The organism is Bradyrhizobium sp. R2.2-H (assembly GCF_004346455.1).
Classification (GTDB): domain Bacteria; phylum Pseudomonadota; class Alphaproteobacteria; order Rhizobiales; family Xanthobacteraceae; genus Bradyrhizobium; species Bradyrhizobium diversitatis.
The window spans coordinates 148,607-166,611 of record NZ_SMBR01000016.1; the positions used below are offsets into that span (position 1 = coordinate 148,607).

Below are 18,005 nucleotides of genomic sequence, written 5' to 3' on the forward strand. Positions count from 1 at the left end.
CCTCGTTGGTTACGATGAGCGGCCGCAACGATCTTCAGCGATCCCTGCGGATGTGATCAATTGCGCTTGAGGCTATTGACGGGATTTCGCGAAGTAAAATTGGAAGTAAATATTCGCGACATAAGCGCGCCTAATGGCTCAACTCTCTGCATTTCATTCCAGCACGCAGCTTACGAAGGCGGCAGGCAGCTATACCGCGTCGAGCCCGTTCGGCTGTCATCTCGCGGGACCATCCATATCCTTCAGCGCGCGAGTGATCGTCGCCACCACCGGATTCATCTGCTTGAAGGCGAGCGCACTCGCGGCGAGCAGCGCAAGATGCGTCGATACGAATTCGTCTGCACCGTCGACGCTTGCCGCTCTCGCCCATCGTGAAGTCGACATTGCCCTCGCAGCGCCATCATCGCACGTGGAACAAGGTGGGGAGGCCATCGACGCCGGCGGCCATCCTGCAACTTGACGGTGATCAGATTCCGCACTGCCTTGTTCCGATAGCTTCCTTCGTGCAAGGCAGTCCGGGAGCATCGGGGATCGTGCGAGAGCACGTCCTGGGCCGCCGGAGCAAACAGCAAAGACGCAGCCGCGAGGAGTTGCGCAACCTAGATCTGCTGCGCTGCCCCTTCGGCAGAGGCCCTCTCAACCGCCTGAAAAGGAGCGAGACAGTGTCGTCCCTGCAGACCAACAAGCAGAAGCTAGCTCCGCCATGGAGCCATCACGAAATCGAGCAGGTCCGGTTGCTCATTTTGGAAGGGAAGAGCTTGCACGCTGTCTCACGACGACTTGGACGAACGCCACAAGCGGTGAGAAAAATTGCCAGCAGGCTGAAGCTTTCGCTCCGATCTCTTCATCTCATGAGCTGATTTCTGTTTCAATGTTCGCCGCTGATTGACGTCTTCCCTCACGCGCACAGTTGCGGACCGCCCTCGCCCCGCCGGTTGCCCCGGTGAGGTGTGCTGAGAGGCCCTCCATATTCTCTTTTGAATTTACCTGACCTATTGGAACGCAATCAATTTTCAATGAGTTTGCATCCAAGAGCGAGATGCGGGGTAGCCCTTTGGGTTCATCGGCCGACGCAATGTATTGAGGCGCTTGCGCCTACAACGTAGGCAAACCAGAAGGCGCGCTGCGCATCGACGCGGGATATTCGCACGGCAGGACGCCGCATATTGAGAATGTGAGGAAACGATTTCAGCGCAGAGTTCCGGTTGTGCGCGGCATTCTGCAGCACCGGCTCAATCTGGATGAACGAAGCTCACCCCTCCCCCGACTAAGGCGTAGCAGCGGTTGACGCAAGCAGAGGTCTAGGCTCGACGTATGGCTAACGGATTCGTAGTCTGGTTCAACAAGTTCAAGGGCTACGGCTTCATAAGGCCCGACGGCGGAGGCAAGGACATATTCGTTCATATGTCAGCCGTCGAAGAAGCTGGACTGTCAACGCTCATCGAAGGACAAAGAGTGAGCTACGAACTCGTTTCCGTTGCGGACAAGGTAACGGCCAGTCGCCTGCGAGTCGGACCCCATGAAGCCAAATCTGACGGATGAATGGAGCTTTCGTATTATCGATCGTCCGAGCTCTTCGCGTCACTTCTGGAGCTGGATGTTCTCGATCATGTCGTTGTAACGACCGATGAGGTCGACCAGCTCGGCCCCGTGGCGCGACAAGAAACAAGCAATGCTGGAACCAACGATTCGTATGGTCGCGTCGATCTGTTCCAAGAGATCGCGCCGCGCAGCGTCGCAATACTCCGCAACGACTACGTCAGTCGACAACTCGCTTGCAATCCTCATGGTCGCCGACGCTGATGCTCCAGGTTGCGGCATGACTTCGAACCAGCGATCTGCCTGCGCGCTCCGCTCAACCGCTTGAGGAGAGCCATCAGCAACGTCCCTTTCGACGTCGATGGAAAGCAACTCTATCGTCTCGTTGTGAAGGCGATCAAGCTCGGTCCATGAACGATCGAACATGCTGCTCAGCTGCGTCAACTGAAGCCACGCGAGCCTCAAATGTTGATACGGCGACAACTGGTTGTGGATCCAGGGATAGTCGCCGGCAACAACGCGACAAACGATCAGATCGCCGTATACGGTCCGCAGATTGAGCAGCGCTGCAAGCTCCGCTTTCAGGCGCTGATGAACGGTCAATATCCCCCCTCTCATCCGCTCGGGCACGAACTCGAACGAAGGATCGGACTGGCGCATCAGCTCTTCACCGGCCAGTTCGATGATCGAAACGATCCGCTCGTCAATCTCACCGGGCGTTAGCCCATCCACCCTGTTCATTTTCACATATTCCAGCAACGCCCGGCGCTTCGACACCTGGCCAGCATCATCGGGCCTGCGAATCCCCAACGCGGAGCCTCTCAGGGTCCAACGGCTTTCGGAAGCCCCAATCTATGTCTATTATTTGGGCAATGGAAGAAAGCCAGCCCGTGCCGGCGGCCGGTCGAGCGATCGGATCCGGTCGCAGACCTGGTGGCTCGCCACGATTTCGATCGCGGGCAGCGGACTTTGGACGCCCGCCCATCGATCGCGACCGGCAACTATCGCCAAAAGTTGGGGGCGATAACAAAGGCCGGGGATCTCAGCGCTGAGAACGAGGCCGCCCGACCTGAAATCAGGCTCCGAGCAGCCGCCACAATCCTCTGCGCCGCCAGCCCCGCCGCGGCGTCACGTCAGCCGGATCACGCAAGGCGCGCACCAGTATGCTGCCAGACTTTGCCGGAGAGGCCGCTGGCGGGAGCTCAATTGTTGGCGGGCCTGCCGTATACCGATTGTCGCGACCTTGCGCTGCTGCTGGCCCAGCCAGCGCGCGACAGATTGCCCTGCTGCCGCTTGCGGCCGAGCAGGTCATCGTAGATCTCCAGCGTGCGCAATGCGATATCGGACCAATCGTACCGCACGGCGCTCTCGCGGCGCACGATTTCGCGCTCGGTTGCGCTCGGACGCGTCTTCGTCAGCGCCTGCAGCTTCGCACCCAATTCCTCGCAATCACCGACATGGAAGATGTGCTCGGGATCGGCAACCACCTCCAGGTTGGGTGCGATATCACTTACCAGCACCGGCAATCCATAGCTGAGCGCTTCAAGCAGCACGATCGGCAGCCCCTCATGCGACGACGGCAGGACGAACAGCGCGGCGTGGGCGTAGAGTTGTCGCAAGCCGTCGCCGGTCTGGAACCCGGCCATGACGACGTTCTGGTGGCCTTCCGCTTCTCTAGCCAGCTGATCCGCGTACTCGTTCCGGTGGTCGATCTTTCCAACTATGGCGAGCTTCCATCCGGGCAGCGCCGTCGCCAGGAATGCGCGCAACAGATCGAGCTGTCGCTTCTCGGGAACGAGCCGGCCGACCGTCAATACGTATCGTCCCGGCTCCAATCCCAGCTCGACCACCTTCTCGCTTTGCTGCGGCATGTCCGAGAACACCACGCCATTCGGCACCACCTCGCAGGGTTTGCCGTATTTGGACATGACGAGGTCGCCGATGCTGCGGCTGACCGCGATGCGCTTGCTGGCGTAGCGCATTCCGAGAGCTTCGCCGGTCCTCAGCACCGTGCGCGCCGCCCAGCCCCATTTCTCTCTGTTGTAGTCCTCGCCATGATGCGTGACGACGACCCGCAGCCCGACGGCACGAAGCAATGGCGTTACGATCGCAGGACCTATGCCATGGATATGGACCAATGCCGGACGCCGCACCATTGCAACAATGGCGCAGACCACGGAATGGAGCAGAGTCTCGAGGTACTTGTTGCTCAGAGTCCACAGCCGCAGGACCCGCACGCCCCTCCACACCTTGGGAACATCCGACGCAACATAGGGCGACCGCATGCAGACGGTAACCCGTCTGCCGAGCTCCACCACCCTTGGTGCGAGATTCTCTGCGTGTGTCTCGATACCACCCTGAATTTGAGGGAAGCCACGGAAGCCGAACATGTAGATCTCACGCCTGCTCATCTGGACTTCCTTCCAATCTAATTGTTCATAAAGGTACGCAACGGGTAATGCTCGTCCGGCGTCACGCGGCCCTTGACCAGCCGGGCCTTGACGGTCTTGTTCAGGAACGACGTTCGCTCGACGTGCGGCGACGGGCGCACGTCGGAATAGTTGATGTAACTATCAAAGCATATGCTCTTGCCCATCGAGACCTTGAGCTTGTTCTTGAGGACCCACAGCAGCGGATCGCTCTTCGGAAGCTGAGGGACCAGGTTGGATCGCATCGCGGTCCGCGCGGTGGTCACCATCCAGCAGTTCTGTCCACAGCCCGCGACCTTCTTGCGTGTCTGCTGAGCGACCTCGCTGTTCATGATCTCGTCCCATGACTCCCGCGCAAGATTTCCCATCGGCAGATCCGAGCGGACGTTGCAGGCCCAGACGTCCGACCATGGGTCGATGAAAGCGAAATCCTTGCCTGCGCTGCATGGGATCAGCCGGTCATGACCGAGGATCTTCTCGATCAGGCCAAGGTTCAGGTAGGCCCGAAACCAGTTCTTTGGCTTCGGACTACGGAGCATCGCCGAGATGAGCCCCTCGACCTTCCGGGCGACTGCCTTCCGGTCGTAGAAGTAATTGTCGTTCTTGTAGAACTGCCACGCATTGTGGAGCGTCGACGTCGCCAGCTCGAATCCCTCCTTGCGAGCGAACTCGTAGACGTTGACGAGCTGATCGACGTTCTCGTCCTGGATGACCATGGCGAAGCCGAGGTCGGTGCCCCCTGCCTCGCGCAGCATACGAAGCCCGGCGATCTTGGTGTAGTAACCGTCCTTCTCGCCGCGAATTCTGTCGCTCGTCTCCTGATCACCCTCGAGCGAGAAGCGTACCTTGATGTTGGGATGTTTCTTGATGATCGGAACGAGGCGCTCGGGATGCAGCCCGTTCGACGATATCTCCGTCACTCTTGCCTTCGGATAGAGAAGATCGATGATCTCTCCGAGGTCCTTGCGAAGCGTCGGCTCTCCACCCGACACGTTCAAATTGTCGAAGCCTGACGGAAGCTTCGACAGCGTGGCCAGCGACACCTCTTCCTTCGGCTCGGTTGGATTCTGCCAGATGTAGCACATCTGACACTTGGAGTTGCAGCGGAACGTGGAAATGACGGTAAGGTCCATTTTATGATCCAACTTTCCTATGTAAGCCAGCTGTTGCAATCAGATTCTCGTACAACGAGAACAATGCCGAGCCATGATCCTCGAGCGAGTACTCGTCCTCGACGATTCTTCGTGCGTTGCGACCGAACGCTTCGCGCCGGCTGCGATCGAGCAGAAGATCTCTGACTTTTTCGGCGAGTTGAGACGCATTGCCGGGGTCGAACAGCAGACCTGTCGTCCCTTCCCTGACCATCTCGGGAATTCCGCCGATGCGCGACGCAACGATCGGCTTACCGTGCGCCATCGCCTCGAGGATCGAGAGCGGGCTGTTCTCGTGCCAGATTGAAGGCACCACGATCACCCCGGCTTCGCTGATCGTTCGTTCAAGGTCGCTGCCCGTAAGGTGCCCCCTGAACTCTACCGCCGGGTACTTCCGCCGAAACTCATCAAGGAGCGGTCCAGTGCCGGCGATCACCAAGCGCCAGGCGCCTTGAGCTGCGGCATGGGCTTTAAGGAGATCCTCGACGCCTTTCTCGGGTGACAAGCGACCAAGATACAGTGCGTATTCATCGTCGCCGACGGACGTATCGACACCCGATGCATCTATTCCATTCGGAATATGAACCACCTTGGCCGCACCGAACCTGCGCACGATGGCTTCATACATGAACCTGCTCGGCGCAATGAATTTTTCGACGCGATGATAGCTTCCGAGCAGCGCGTGATAGCGCGCCTCCGCCCAAAGCAGAGCGCTGCGCCCAAGAGAACCGTCGGCGCAGCGGCGCGCGAGAATCGTCTCGAACGCGCCCTCCCCGCATCTCGTACACACCTGCCCGTTGCTGAGCTGTGTGTACACCGGGCATACCGGCTTGTAGTCGTGAAGTGTGAGAACGACGGGAACCCCCATATCCGCGGCCGCCGTGACGATCGAGGGGGTCAGCTGGTGATAGATGTTGTGACAGTGCAGTACATCCGGCTTCTGATCTCGGATGAGGCGCCTGATCTGCGAGACAGCTTCGGATGAATGAATGAAGGACAGCGCCGATCTCAGCTTTTCGCGCCTGGATGATGCGCGATACGACTTCTGCGAAACGAAATACGATTGGAAGCGTGATGGAATGTTTCGATCGTCATTCATGGAGAACTCGATGACGTCGACATTCCGCCTGCGCATCAACTCCATCTCGTCGAACATCACGACTTCGGAGCCGCCGTTACGAAAGAAGAACTTGTTTGCAAACAGCACTTTCAGAGCGCGTCGACCCGATCCGTCAGGCCGTTCTCGTCTCCAGGACGGAACTTCTGTCTCTGGACCCAGCCTTGAGCGCGCCACCGAAACCGCGACATCGCCGGTGAGATCGAACGAAGGCTCCGTCATCGCCGCGGTCCTCGTTTGGAGATCGAAACAGGGCGCGCTGCAAGGCGGACACCAGCGCCTGCAGAATGGTGTTCGGTCGAGCGGTGCAAGGCTGATCTCGTCGCAACTACAACCATCAGCAGAATGATAGGCGGCCGCTATGCGCCGGTATTGACGGCCGTCAACTTGGTACCGGTGCGTGGCCTAGGATGGAGAAGGCCCTTTTCGAGTCGGAATGCTGCCCAATTCTGCGGATACCGGCTGCGTCTAGGACGCGCTCGAGCGTCGAAACGACATATCTTCATAATCAGCGAGAACTGCACCGTGACTGCCGGAGCGCAACTGCGCGATACAATGCGGAGCGAGGATGCCCGAGCACCTTGAGCCAACTGGCGCAACCCCCGATCAGGGGTTGATCGCGTTGGTCATGATGCTCCGATTTAACGGCCATGCCGTGGATCCCGAGCGCATCCGTCATCAATTCGGGACTATTATCAGAGCCGCCGAGATTCTCCGCTGCGCGAAGGAGCTTGGGTTGAAGGCCCGCGTCGTCAGGACCAATTGGTCTAGGCTTACCCGTCTACCGATGCCCGCGCTCGCCATCCTTCGTGAGGACAGATTTCTCATCTTCGGAAAGGCTACCGACGAGCGGGTCATCGCGCTGGAGCCGGGTCGCCCACAACCGGTCATGATGTCGCGGATGGAACTCGAAGCCATCTGGGACGGCGCGGTCATTCTGATGACGCGTCGAGCTTCTCTTTCCGATCTTGCGCGGCGTTTCGACATAACGTGGTTTCTCGGCGCAATTCGAAAATACCGACGATTGCTCCTCGAAGTCCTTGCGGCATCGTTCTGCCTTCAGCTGTTTGCCCTCGTATCACCGCTCTTCTTCCAGGTGGTTATCGACAAGGTTCTCGTGCATCGCAGCATGAGCACGCTGGACGTACTCGCGATCGGCCTCTTAGCGACCGCGTTGTTCGAAACGATCCTTGGGATTCTGCGTACCTACCTTTTCTCTCATACGACCAACCGCATCGATGTCGAACTCGGCGCTCGGCTGTTCCGTCACCTGTTGGCGTTGCCGATCGGCTACTTCCAGGCGCGGCGGGTGGGTGACTCCGTCGCGCGGGTCAGGGAACTCGAAAATATCCGCAATTTCCTGACGAGCTCGGCTCTGACCTTGATCATCGACCTGTCCTTTTCGGTTGTCTTCATTGCTGTTCTGGTCTTCTACTCACCGACGCTAGCCTTGATCGTTCTCGCCTCGCTTCCGGTCTATGTCGCGATTTCTGCCGGAGCGACGCCCTTGTTTCAGCGACGGCTCGACGAAAAATTTCAGCTGGGCGCGGAAAACCAGGCGTTTCTCGTTGAGAGCGTCACCGCCATGGAAACGCTCAAGGCGATGGCCGTTGAGCCTCAGATGCAACGCCGCTGGGAGCAACAACTGGCCGGGTACGTCGCGGCGAGCTTTCGTGTCATCAGCCTGGCGAACGTATCCAGCCAATCGGTCCAACTCGTGAACAAGCTGGTCAGCGTGGCCATCCTCTATTTCGGTGCCCGGTTCGTCATGGCCGGCGATCTTACCGTCGGCGAGCTGGTTGCTTTCAATCTGATCTCCGGTCGCATCAGCGCTCCGGTCCTTCGATTGGCCCAGACTTGGCAGGATTTTCACCAAGCCAGGCTCTCGATCGCGCGCCTCGGCGACATCCTGAATACAGAGCCGGAACCGGTTTACAGCCCCGGAAAAATGGCCCTGAGTACCATCCGAGGCGACATTGCGTTCGAACAGGTGACCTTTCGCTACCGCATCGATGGGCCGGAGATCCTTCGGGATGTGCAGCTGCACATTCCGGCAAGGCAGGTCCTTGGAATAGTGGGCTCCTCGGGATCGGGAAAGAGCACCTTGGCCAAACTGGTGCAGCGCCTGTATATCCCGGAGCGAGGCCGGGTTCTGGTCGACGGGATCGACGTGACTCAGGTCGACCCCGCCTGGTTGCGCCGACAGATCGGTGTCGTTCTCCAGGACAGCGTCCTCTTCAACTGTTCGATCAGGGAAAATATCGCTTTCGCAGATCCCGGGACATCGACCGAGCGTGTAATTGAAGCCGCCACGATGGCCGGTGCACACAATTTCATTCTACAGCTACCGAACGGATACGACACCGTGGTCGGCGAACGCGGGAGCAGCCTGTCGGGCGGACAGCGTCAGCGCATCGCGATCGCACGCGCACTCGTGACGGATCCCCGGATCCTTATCTTTGACGAGGCGACCAGCGCACTCGACTATGAGAGTGAGCACATCGTTCAACAGAACATGGCAAAAATCGTACAGGGCCGCACCGTACTTATCATCGCGCATCGGCTATCGGCCTTACGAATGGCCGACCGGATCATCACGATTGAAGATGGCCGCCTGGTCGAGGATGGTCCTCATCAGCAGCTGGTCAAGAGCGGAGGACGTTATTCAAAGCTTTACCGCCTGCAGTCGGGCTTCCATGACCTTACATAGTCCGCATTTCGCGAGCGCTGATACCAACAGGCGAGACGGTCGAGCTCACGTCAGCATCGACGAGGCCGCATGAAACAGACAACCGCAAGAACGTTCGACGATCCGGGGTTGTTTGTGCTCGACCTCCTGCTCCGACTGCGTGGTGTCGACAGCAGCCTCGACCATATTCGCCAGCGCTTCAATCATGCGCCGATCGATGTTCCGGAGATGCTCGCTTACGCGAGGGAGCTTGATCTTTCTGCAAGCTGTGTCCTGACCGATTGGGATGGACTGTCGGCATCGACCTTACCCGGCATCCTGCCGATTCGCGGCGGAGGCTTTCTCTTGCTCGGAAGGGTGCATGGCCACGAGGCTGTGGTGATGACATCTGGCGCCGAGAGGCCGTCCATCATTTCCAGACACGATCTCGAGGCGAATTGGGACGGGCGACTGGTCGTGGTCGCACAACGACGCGCCCTCGCGGTTCCGCTCCTGCGCTTCTCGCGATACTGCCTGGAGTTCATCCGGCGTTCAAAGGAACGCTCCGTGATCGTCTGGGCACGACTGGCCGGTATGCTTTCGTCTCTTGCCGATCGCGCGCCAGCAATGTTCAAGCAGCGGCCAGCCGCGCCGGCGGAGCCTCCCCGGAACTCGAACAGCGGGAGCGCCGTCATTGTATTCGCGGATCACGCACGCAAGCTCGGGCGTGCCGTCGCGGGGCTGACGCCTTCTCGCGGGGCTCATCCGAGCGAAGCACTCGCATTCCTCCCGGCAGCGCTCGAAATCGTCGAGAGCCCTCCTTCGCCGGTTGGACGTACCATCGTCATCAGCATCACGGCCGGCTTCGTCGTCGCCTTGCTCTGGGCCAGCCTTGGCACCATCGACATTGTCGCTATCGCTCCCGGCAAGATCATTCCGAGCGATCGAACCAAGACCATCCAGCCATTCGAGACCGCCGTTGTGCGAGCAATCTACGTTCAGGATGGCCAAACCGTCAGAGCCGGTGAGCGCTTGATCGATCTGGATGCGACCATGACGGCCGCAGAACTGAACCGCCTCAAGAGCGACCTGACGAGTGCGCAGCTCGACGCCGCCCGTTTGACGGCGTTGCTGTCGAACAAGACCGATCCAGCTTCTGCGTTTAGCCCGCCACCGTCGACCACACCTGCCCTGACCGAGATGCATCGTCGCTTTCTCGTCAGCCAGAACACCGAGCAGGCCGCCAAGATTGCCGCGATTGACCGCCAGATCTCGCAAAGGGAAGCTGAACGAGCCACTTCGAAGGCGTCGATCGACAAGCTGAAGGCGACAATCGGCCCGCTCCAGCAGCGCGTCGAGATACGCGAGCAGCTGTACCAGAAGGAACTCGGATCCAAGCTGCAGTATTTGACGGAGTACCAGGAGCTGGTCGGCCAACGGCAGGAAATACTCGTTCAGCAAAGCCGCTTCAGCGAAGCGGATGCCGCCATCGCGGTCCTGGTGGAGACTCGCAACAAAACCGTTGCCGAGTACGAACGCGCATTGTTCGAGGAGCTGGCAAAGGCGGAACAGAAGGCCGCCGGCCTGAGCCAAGACGTCATCAAGGCCGAACGGCACACCGGCCTGCAAAATTTGACGGCACCGATCGACGGCATGGTACAGCAACTCGCCGTTCACACGGTTGGGGGTGTGGTCACTCCGGCACAACCAATCATGATGATCGTTCCAACCGATAGCAATCTCGAAGTCGAGGCAATGATCTCGAATCAGGATATCGGCTTCGTCGAGGCGGGCCAGGACGCCGCCATAAAGATCGATACCTTCAATTTTACCCGGTACGGACTGCTACATGGCAAGGTCCTCAGCATCTCCCAGGATGCCATTCCGCGCAACAAGCCACCGGAGAACAGTAACTCGAAGTCTTTCGGTGCCGGGACAACAAGCAGCGAACCCATCGGACAGGAGCTTGTCTACGCGGCGCGGGTGTCGCTCGACCGCAGTTACATGAACATCGAGAACAAGCGTGTCAGCCTTTCTCCCGGCATGGCTGCCACCATCGAGATCAAGTCCGGATCGCGCAGTGTCATCAGCTATCTCTTGTCACCGATCATGCGGTACAAGCAGGAAAGCCTGCGGGAACGGTAGCGTGTGAGCACTATGAAAGCTCACTCGCTGCCAACCCGGCAATGACCGCCGCCCTTTGGATCACGAGTTCTCTCGCTGGTCCGGAAATGCTCAAGTTCGACCTGCTGGCGAGCGACTTCCAGCGGACACTATCAGCTCGTCACCCCTTCAGCAGTCTCGACCTCCATCGGCGACGAAACACCACCCGCCCTGACGAAACTAAAAGAGCTTGCTCCTCTCGAGGACTGTCCATTCGGGATACACCTTCTCCCCAGCCCGCTCGCGCAAGCGGGGGAGGGAGTGCGCCGCTGTCGACGCAGCAATCAAGCATCCCGTCACGCTTTAGCTGTCGGCAGACCCGGCTCGGCTTGCTTGATGAGACCAGTCCGGCTCAGCGCGGCGGCCGCTTTCTTTATCACTTCCCAGGGCAATTTGGATCGTTCAGCGATGTCGAGCAGTGAATGATCGCCGTCCGACATGTTCAGGACCCACAGCAGCGCCATCTGGAAGTCTCCGGCCGCGAGCCCGCCCAATCCACCGTAGAGGCCATAATTGCCCAATTTGGGCTCGCAGAATGGCTTTTCATTCCGAAAGCAGGCGTTGTTCTCGATGACATCGATCGCTGCTATCGCCTTCGTCAGAGTATCGTACAGCGCAGCAGGGCGAACGAAATCCAGATTATCGGCAGAGCTGTGATACTCCGCGAATCTACCGAAGGGCGTCCGCATCACGGTCCCAACCGGCAGGTTAAAGCCAGGCGAGCAGTATTGCCGCTCGTCGTAGCCGTAAGGTGAGAACTCCTGAATTTCGTACGGATCGCCACTCTGCTCAAGCACGTAGGACCAGGCTCGATCAATCTCTGCGTTGCCGCGGCGGCTCTTTTTGTAGGTCATCGCGCCGGAATCGCCGGCGCAGGTCAGCACAAATCCGTGCTTCACCCGCCCGACATGAGCCTCGTTGAGCGCCAACCAGGTGATCGCTCCGATCGTGCCGGGGATGAAGACGAAGCGATACGTATACCTCAGCTCCATCCTCCGCAGGTACTGCGCCAGCGCGGTTGCGACTGCGATCCCGGACAGGTTGTCATTGCAGAGCGACGGATGGCAGATATGGCAGGAGATCAGCACCTCGTCCGAGGTACGGCCGAGCAATCTCAAATCCCCGTAGGTCAGATGGCCTGCGGCAAGATCCGCATCGACACAGACCTCGTATTCGCCGTCGGGCATTGCCAATAGTTGATTGTGCGGAAGACAGAAGCCCCAGGTCTTCTGGTAGTAGCTTGTCCGATAGGGGGTCCAGTCCGGCTTGTCCGGGTCCGAGTAGAGGTGAGGCCTGAGCTGGTCGAGCGTCATGCGCGCCCTCACCGGGACGCTGTAGCCAAGAAGGTGCAGGTTCGACTTCTTGAAGTCGATCACGCGCTCGCCGGCGCTGTTCTTGACGTATGCATCACGCACGTTCCACTCCGGTGGAACGGTCCAATCAAATACCTGCAGGCCGGACGGTACTTCGCAGGTGGTCAGCGGGATATAATTTCGGATGAGATCGATCGTTCTTCGGGTCCCCTCTCCCGTTATGCTGCGGGAGATGGGATACATATCTGCAATGAACTCGTGGAGTGCACGTCCGGACTTGTCCGCCGACAGGTCGACGGCCGCGTCACTCTCCCTGAGATCCGCGAGGTCTGCATGCCTTGCGATGTCATCCATGCGCCCTCTCCCTCGGATCCGATGGGTTCAATCCACGATCCTGGGCTCGGGTATCGGCACCACGAACTGAGCACCCCAACTGCGTGCGAACGACAGCTGGCTGACGATCTCCCGCTTCAGGTTCCAGGGTAGAATGAGTATGTAGTCCGGCTTCGTCACGTTGATGCGTTCAGGCTCGAAGATTGGAATGTGAGATCCCGGCAGCAACGACCCCTGCTTGTGCGGGTTCCGGTCGACCGTATACTCAATGAGATCCGTGGTAATGCCGCAGTAGTTCAAGAGAGTGTTGCCCTTGGCAGGGGCACCATACCCGACGACGCGCTTGCCCTGTCGCTTTGCCTCTTCAAGAAACGACAGAAGCTTTTGCCTGGTTTCCAAGGCGCGCTCTTCGAACGCGTCGTAGTGATCAAGATTGGCATATCCGGCGTCGATTTCGCGACGCCTGAGGTCCAGGACCCGGTGGGAGATCGGATGCCATCCCTTGTTGGCGTGCTGAGCATAGATTCGCAACGAACCACCATGGGTCGGCAGCTCTTCGACGTCAAACAGCGTCAGGCCATGTGCCGCAAAGATCTTCTCGACGGCGATGAAGGAGAAGTATGAGAAATGCTCGTGATAGATGGTGTCGATCTGACACTCGTCGAACAGGCGCATCAGATGGGGGAATTCCATCGTGATAACCCCCGCATCAGCGAGAAGAAGGCTCATGCCTTTGACGAAGTCGTTCAGGTTCGGCACGTGAGCCAGGACATTGTTTCCAATCAACAGATCAGCGCGCAGCCCCTCGCGTCGCAAGGTACGGGCTGCGCGTTCGCCGAAAAATTCCACACGCGTCGGAATGCCCTTCGCGCGCGCCACGGCGGCGACGTTCTGAGCCGGCTCGATGCCCAGGACCGGCACGTCGGCCTCGACAAAGTACTGCAGCAGGTAGCCGTCGTTGCTTGCGATCTCGACGACCTTGCTATTCGCCCCGATACCGAACCTGTCGATCACTCGAGTGACGTAGGACTTGACATGCTGCAGCCATGAATCGCTGTAGGATGAGAAGTAGGCATAGTCTCCGAAGATATTCTCCGGCGCCTCGAATTCCTCGAGCTGGACAAGAAAGCACTCGCCGCAGACGTAGGCCCGCAATGGAAAGAAACGCTCGTCCTGCTTGGCCTTCTCGTTCCGAAGATAGGAATTTGCCAACGGAGACATTCCGAGATCGATAAACACACGTTCAAGAGGCGCACTGCAGAAACGACAGCAGCTCGACTCGGTTGCATGCGCAGTTGGTGCCTTGACGTCGAGGGTGGATGTCACTTCCTTCAGCATTCTATGGCTCCTGCCGTGGCAATCCGTGATGTCACCGACACGTTAACGTTGGTCGGGCCGGGGCAATTGACGACCGTCAAGTCACGTCTGGCTTTTGCGAACGTGGAGTCCTCACCTACGACCTCTTGTGGACTGCGATGTTCATGCGAGCCTTCAACTCGTCCCCGATGTTGCTGTGAGGCTTCCACGCCTTGTCACGATCTGAGAGCACGCGCACCTCGGCCGGCCAGGATATCCCAAGCGACGGATCATCATGCGGCAACCCGCCCTCCGCGCCCGGCGTGTAGTAGTTGCTGATCAGGTAGATCAACTCCGTATCGTCAGTGAGCGTGATGAAGCCATGCGCGAAACGTTCCGGTATGTAGAGCCCGCGGCCATTGTCCGCGGAGAGATTGACGATGACATGTCGCAGGTAGGTTGGCGATTCCGGCCGCAGGTCGACGATCACGTCGGCCACCGCCCCCTTGGTGCATCGGACATACTTGTTTTCCGCCGCGGGCGGATACTGAAAATGCAGACCCCGCAGGGTACCGCGTTTTGCGTTGTAGCTGATACTTGCCTGCGCGACGGCAGGCTTGAGACCGTGCGCCAGGAACGTGTCGGCGCAAAACACCCGAGCGAAGTATCCTCGGCTGTCCTGATGCCTGTCTATCTCCACGGTGTAGGCGCCCGCGAGGATCGTTTCGAAAAATATCATGCGATGAATGAGACTGCTGGGCAGCTATAGGAACACGATCCAACAAAGTTTGACGGCAAGCCACAGCAGGGCCAGGTCCCACGCAACGACGCTGACCAGCGCAACCGCGATACCGAGGACGGGCCAATCGAGAGCCCGGCTCGCCGCTTTCGTGGCCCTGAACTGAGTTGCATAGCTTGCGGTCCTGAGTTGATCGAATTCAGACATTGCCCGCTCAATCTGTGACGTGACCTCACGAGACCTTAGCCAGGCCGGAGCCCGAAAATCTGACGAAGCTCAATAACGGCGGGCTATGCGACGGTGGCATCCAAACGATGCTGTGGGCAGTGGGTGGTGCCCCCTCCCCGGCCGCTGCGTCCGCCCAACCAGGCGCGGCCAGAAGGTCTGAGCATTCTTGTGCGTCGCCCGAACGCACCTGCAGCAATTGAAAAGATCGCGTGCAAGTTGAGAACCCTCAAATACGGGAACCTTCCTGCGTCCTCAAATGCGACGCGGGCGGCGCGTAATATCGTTCTTCATCAATCACGCGTTGAGAGGGATTTCTATAATGAACATTCGGTCGCGTTTTTTCTCCGAAGAGAACCCCGACAACTTCGCAAGGTCAGGAGAGCTGCGGCTTCGGGCGCGGGCGGCGATCCCAGGCGGAGCTCATACCTACGCGAAGGGCGACGATCAGTACCCGCTCCTCGCGCCAGGCTTCATCTCGAGAGGCTTGGGCTGCCATGTATGGGACGTCGACGGCAACGAATTCATCGAATACGGAATGGGACTGCGCGCGGTGTCGCTGGGCCACGGCTTTCCAGCCGTCGTGGAAGCAGCAGTTGAGCAACTGTCCCGAGGCACGAACTTTACGCGGCCTTCGACACTTGAGGTCGAATGCGCGGAGCGGCTGATCGCGCTTGTCCCCGGCGCCGACATGGCGAAGTTCACCAAGGACGGATCGACGGCCACGACGGCTGCAATCCGGCTTGCCCGAGCTTACACCGGTCGGGACATGATAGCGGTTTGCTCCGATCACCCCTTCTTCTCCTACGACGACTGGGCGATCTGCACGACACCGATGAACGCCGGCATCCCCCAGGCCACGGCGCAGCTGACACAGGGATTTCGGTACAATGACCTGTCCTCGGCGGAGGCGCTCTTTGCGCAGCATCCGGGTCGGATAGCGGCCCTGATCCTCGAAGCGGAAAGAGAGGTCCCGCCGGCGCCGGGATATCTCGCCGGCCTGCGTGAACTCTGTCATCGGAACGGCGCTCTCTTGATATTGGACGAGATGATCACGGGCTTCCGATGGCCGGAGTGCTCCGCCCAACGACACCATGGAATTGAGGCCGACCTATCGACCTTCGGCAAGGCGATGGGCAACGGCATCGCAATCTCTGCGCTGCTCGGCAGACGCGAGATCATGGAGCTGGGTGGTCTCGACCATGATCGCGATCGCGTCTTCCTGCTCTCGACGACACATGGTGCCGAGACCCACGCTTTGGCGGCAGCCCTGGCGGTCATGAACACCTATCGGGACGAACCGGTCATCGAGACGCTACACCGCCAGGGAAGTCGCCTGAAGGCCGGTATCGAAAGCTCGGCGCAGCGCCGCGGACTAGCCCGCCATTTCAGGCTCGCCGGCCGGACGTCCAATATGGTCTATGCCTGTTGTGATCGTGACGGACTGCCGTCACAGACGTTCCGCACATTGTTTCTGCAGGAGACAATCCGCCGTGGCGTGCTGGCGCCCTCACTGGTCACAAGCTATTCGCACACCGACGATGATATCGACAGAACCATCGAGGCCATCGATGGCGCATTCGCCGTATATCGGAAGGCGTTGGAGGACGGGCCGGAAACCCATCTGATCGGCCGACCGGTGGCGCCGGTGTTCCGCCGCCGAGCCAATTCGACTTCGGCCGGAACGCCGAGAACGAAAGCTCGCGGTCCAAGGAAAGCGAAGGCCAGCTAGTCAATCAAAGTCCGGTACGCGCAAAGTTCGGCACCCGGCGGGTTGTATCGGGTAGCCGAACTCCGATCACCTCGACATCCAGAGCCCCCGCCGCGAACACAAGGAACGGTTCGCTGCGGGATGCTCGAGACATGAACAGGTCTAAAGCATGATCCGGAGAAGTGCGCAGCGGTTTTCCGAAAAGATCATGCTTGAACAACAACCTGAAGCGCGATGACAATTCACCCTGATCGCATCACGCCCTAATCAGCTGCTCGCCCGTTGGAAATCCTCGCGAGCCCGTCGATATCGGTGAACTTGATCGTCTTGCGATTTGGAAGGTCGATGACCTTCTTCGCCTTGAACTCGGCCAGCGTACGACAAACCGTTTCGAGCGACGTTCCAACGTGGTCTGCGATATCTGCCCGGGGCAACTGAAGTCGGAGTGCACCAGGCCGCTTGGGGTCTGGAGGCAAGTGTGGCCGAATGCGCAGCAACAGCCAGGCGATGCGCGCCACACAATTCTTCTGGCTCATGGTCATCACCAAGGTGAGGGTATCTGCCAGGACCTGGTGGGCACCACAGGGCTCATCGCTCCGGCAAACTCCGGAAGTTCTCGATCGAATGACGCGACAATCTGTCACGGCTTCCGCAGTAAACTGCTGATGGGTTGAATGGGTCGGCATGACGACATCGCCGGGCCAGTAGAAAGCGAGGATCTGGCGATTTCCGTTCTCCAGAAGGCGGACTGCCCGTACGACGCCCTCGACGATCTCGATCTTCTGAGCTTCTTCCTCTCCCTCCCAAAAAAGAGCTCTGCAGCGAGGTACGAAGGACGTAGACGGGCGTCGGAAATCGGGAAGTTTGTTCGATCCATGAAGGTGTGAAGGGGGTTTTCCGTTCTGGAGAAAAGTGGATTCTGTAAGCATTTGAAATCACCTCAGCACGTAATCCAATACCCTGAAGTGTAGACGTCCTAAATTCGAGGGATATTCAGGCTAAAGCGTTAGGATTATATTGGTTCCGCATAGGCCGGTTGGACTAGTCCGTTAGTCGAGAAAACTATGCGCTGCCTATGCGGCATTCAAAGGCGCAAAAAGCTCGTGCTACTTCGCGGAAGAAGTGCTCACGCGTGCGCCACCTTTGTCCAACTCAATAGCGCTCTTCCCTGGGTCGATTTTTGGGAAGAGTTACACTTGAGAACGAGCCTCACGCGAGGTTTCTACAGGTCGTGTCCCCGGGAGTGGTGTAGCTCGGTAGAGCAAAGCCGCCCGGACGCGCGCCCCCAAATAGCGCCGTAGCGGGCGGGCGGCTTTGCGGT

The 18,005-nt window shown here is 59.0% G+C and carries 14 protein-coding genes; 4 read left to right on the forward strand and 10 right to left on the reverse strand.

All coding sequences use genetic code 11. The annotated features are described in order from the left end of the window. Positions 1–216: 216 nt before the first annotated feature. Positions 217–384 carry a hypothetical protein gene (locus EDE08_RS38685; protein WP_165936398.1) on the reverse strand — a complete coding sequence of 56 codons (168 nt, stop codon included), beginning with the start codon at positions 382–384 and terminating at the stop codon, positions 217–219. Positions 385–1,314: 930 nt separating this feature from the next. Here EDE08_RS38685 and EDE08_RS32355 point away from each other — a divergent pair. Next, entirely contained in the window at positions 1,315–1,542 is a 228-nt protein-coding gene (locus EDE08_RS32355; protein ID WP_131873135.1) for a cold-shock protein, read from the forward strand. Positions 1,543–1,581: 39 nt separating this feature from the next. On the opposite strand, the gene EDE08_RS32360 is transcribed toward EDE08_RS32355, so the two are convergent. The 4 genes from EDE08_RS32360 to EDE08_RS32375 all read right to left on the reverse strand — a co-directional run bounded on the left by EDE08_RS32360 (position 1,582) and on the right by EDE08_RS32375 (position 6,458). Then, positions 1,582–2,316: a hypothetical protein gene (locus EDE08_RS32360; protein ID WP_131873133.1), complete on the reverse strand. Its 735-nt coding sequence runs from the start codon at positions 2,314–2,316 to the stop codon at positions 1,582–1,584. Between the two features lie 425 nt (positions 2,317–2,741). After that, positions 2,742–3,950 (reverse strand): glycosyltransferase family 4 protein, encoded by a 1,209-nt coding sequence (locus EDE08_RS32365; protein ID WP_131873131.1) that lies wholly within the window; start codon positions 3,948–3,950, stop codon positions 2,742–2,744. A gap of 17 nt (positions 3,951–3,967) precedes the next feature. After that, positions 3,968–5,101 carry a radical SAM protein gene (locus tag EDE08_RS32370; RefSeq protein WP_131873129.1) on the reverse strand — a complete coding sequence of 378 codons (1,134 nt, stop codon included), beginning with the start codon at positions 5,099–5,101 and terminating at the stop codon, positions 3,968–3,970. 1 nt (position 5,102) lies between these two features. Continuing rightward, positions 5,103–6,458, reverse strand: a complete 1,356-nt coding sequence (locus EDE08_RS32375; protein ID WP_131873127.1) for a glycosyltransferase family 4 protein — start codon at positions 6,456–6,458, stop codon at positions 5,103–5,105. Between the two features lie 346 nt (positions 6,459–6,804). Between EDE08_RS32375 and EDE08_RS32380 the strand changes: the two genes are divergently transcribed. Further along, positions 6,805–8,946, forward strand: a complete 2,142-nt coding sequence (locus EDE08_RS32380) for a type I secretion system permease/ATPase (protein WP_131873125.1) — start codon at positions 6,805–6,807, stop codon at positions 8,944–8,946. A 69-nt stretch (positions 8,947–9,015) separates the two neighbouring features. Beyond that, positions 9,016–11,049: an HlyD family type I secretion periplasmic adaptor subunit gene (locus EDE08_RS32385; RefSeq protein ID WP_245524943.1), complete on the forward strand. Its 2,034-nt coding sequence runs from the start codon at positions 9,016–9,018 to the stop codon at positions 11,047–11,049. A 314-nt stretch (positions 11,050–11,363) separates the two neighbouring features. Here the strand turns inward: EDE08_RS32385 and EDE08_RS32390 are convergent, their stop codons facing one another. The 4 genes from EDE08_RS32390 to EDE08_RS32405 form a co-directional block, all read right to left on the reverse strand. Further along, on the reverse strand, positions 11,364–12,734 hold the full coding sequence (locus EDE08_RS32390) for a DUF4910 domain-containing protein (protein WP_131873123.1): 1,371 nt from the start codon (positions 12,732–12,734) through the stop codon (positions 11,364–11,366). A 27-nt stretch (positions 12,735–12,761) separates the two neighbouring features. Next, entirely contained in the window at positions 12,762–14,051 is a 1,290-nt protein-coding gene (locus EDE08_RS32395) for a class I SAM-dependent methyltransferase (RefSeq protein WP_061882156.1), read from the reverse strand. Positions 14,052–14,166: 115 nt separating this feature from the next. Further along, positions 14,167–14,748, reverse strand: coding sequence for a dTDP-4-dehydrorhamnose 3,5-epimerase (rfbC, locus tag EDE08_RS32400; protein ID WP_131873121.1), 582 nt, complete (start codon positions 14,746–14,748; stop codon positions 14,167–14,169). A 24-nt stretch (positions 14,749–14,772) separates the two neighbouring features. Next, a complete protein-coding gene (locus EDE08_RS32405) occupies positions 14,773–14,955 on the reverse strand; it encodes a hypothetical protein (RefSeq protein WP_061882154.1) in 183 nt (60 codons plus the stop codon). A gap of 340 nt (positions 14,956–15,295) precedes the next feature. Between EDE08_RS32405 and EDE08_RS32410 the strand changes: the two genes are divergently transcribed. Beyond that, positions 15,296–16,705, forward strand: coding sequence for a glutamate-1-semialdehyde 2,1-aminomutase (locus tag EDE08_RS32410; RefSeq protein WP_131873119.1), 1,410 nt, complete (start codon positions 15,296–15,298; stop codon positions 16,703–16,705). A gap of 242 nt (positions 16,706–16,947) precedes the next feature. On the opposite strand, the gene EDE08_RS32415 is transcribed toward EDE08_RS32410, so the two are convergent. Then, complete coding sequence (locus tag EDE08_RS32415; RefSeq protein WP_131873117.1) at positions 16,948–17,613, reverse strand: Crp/Fnr family transcriptional regulator; 666 nt, start codon at positions 17,611–17,613, stop codon at positions 16,948–16,950. Positions 17,614–18,005 lie beyond the last annotated feature (392 nt).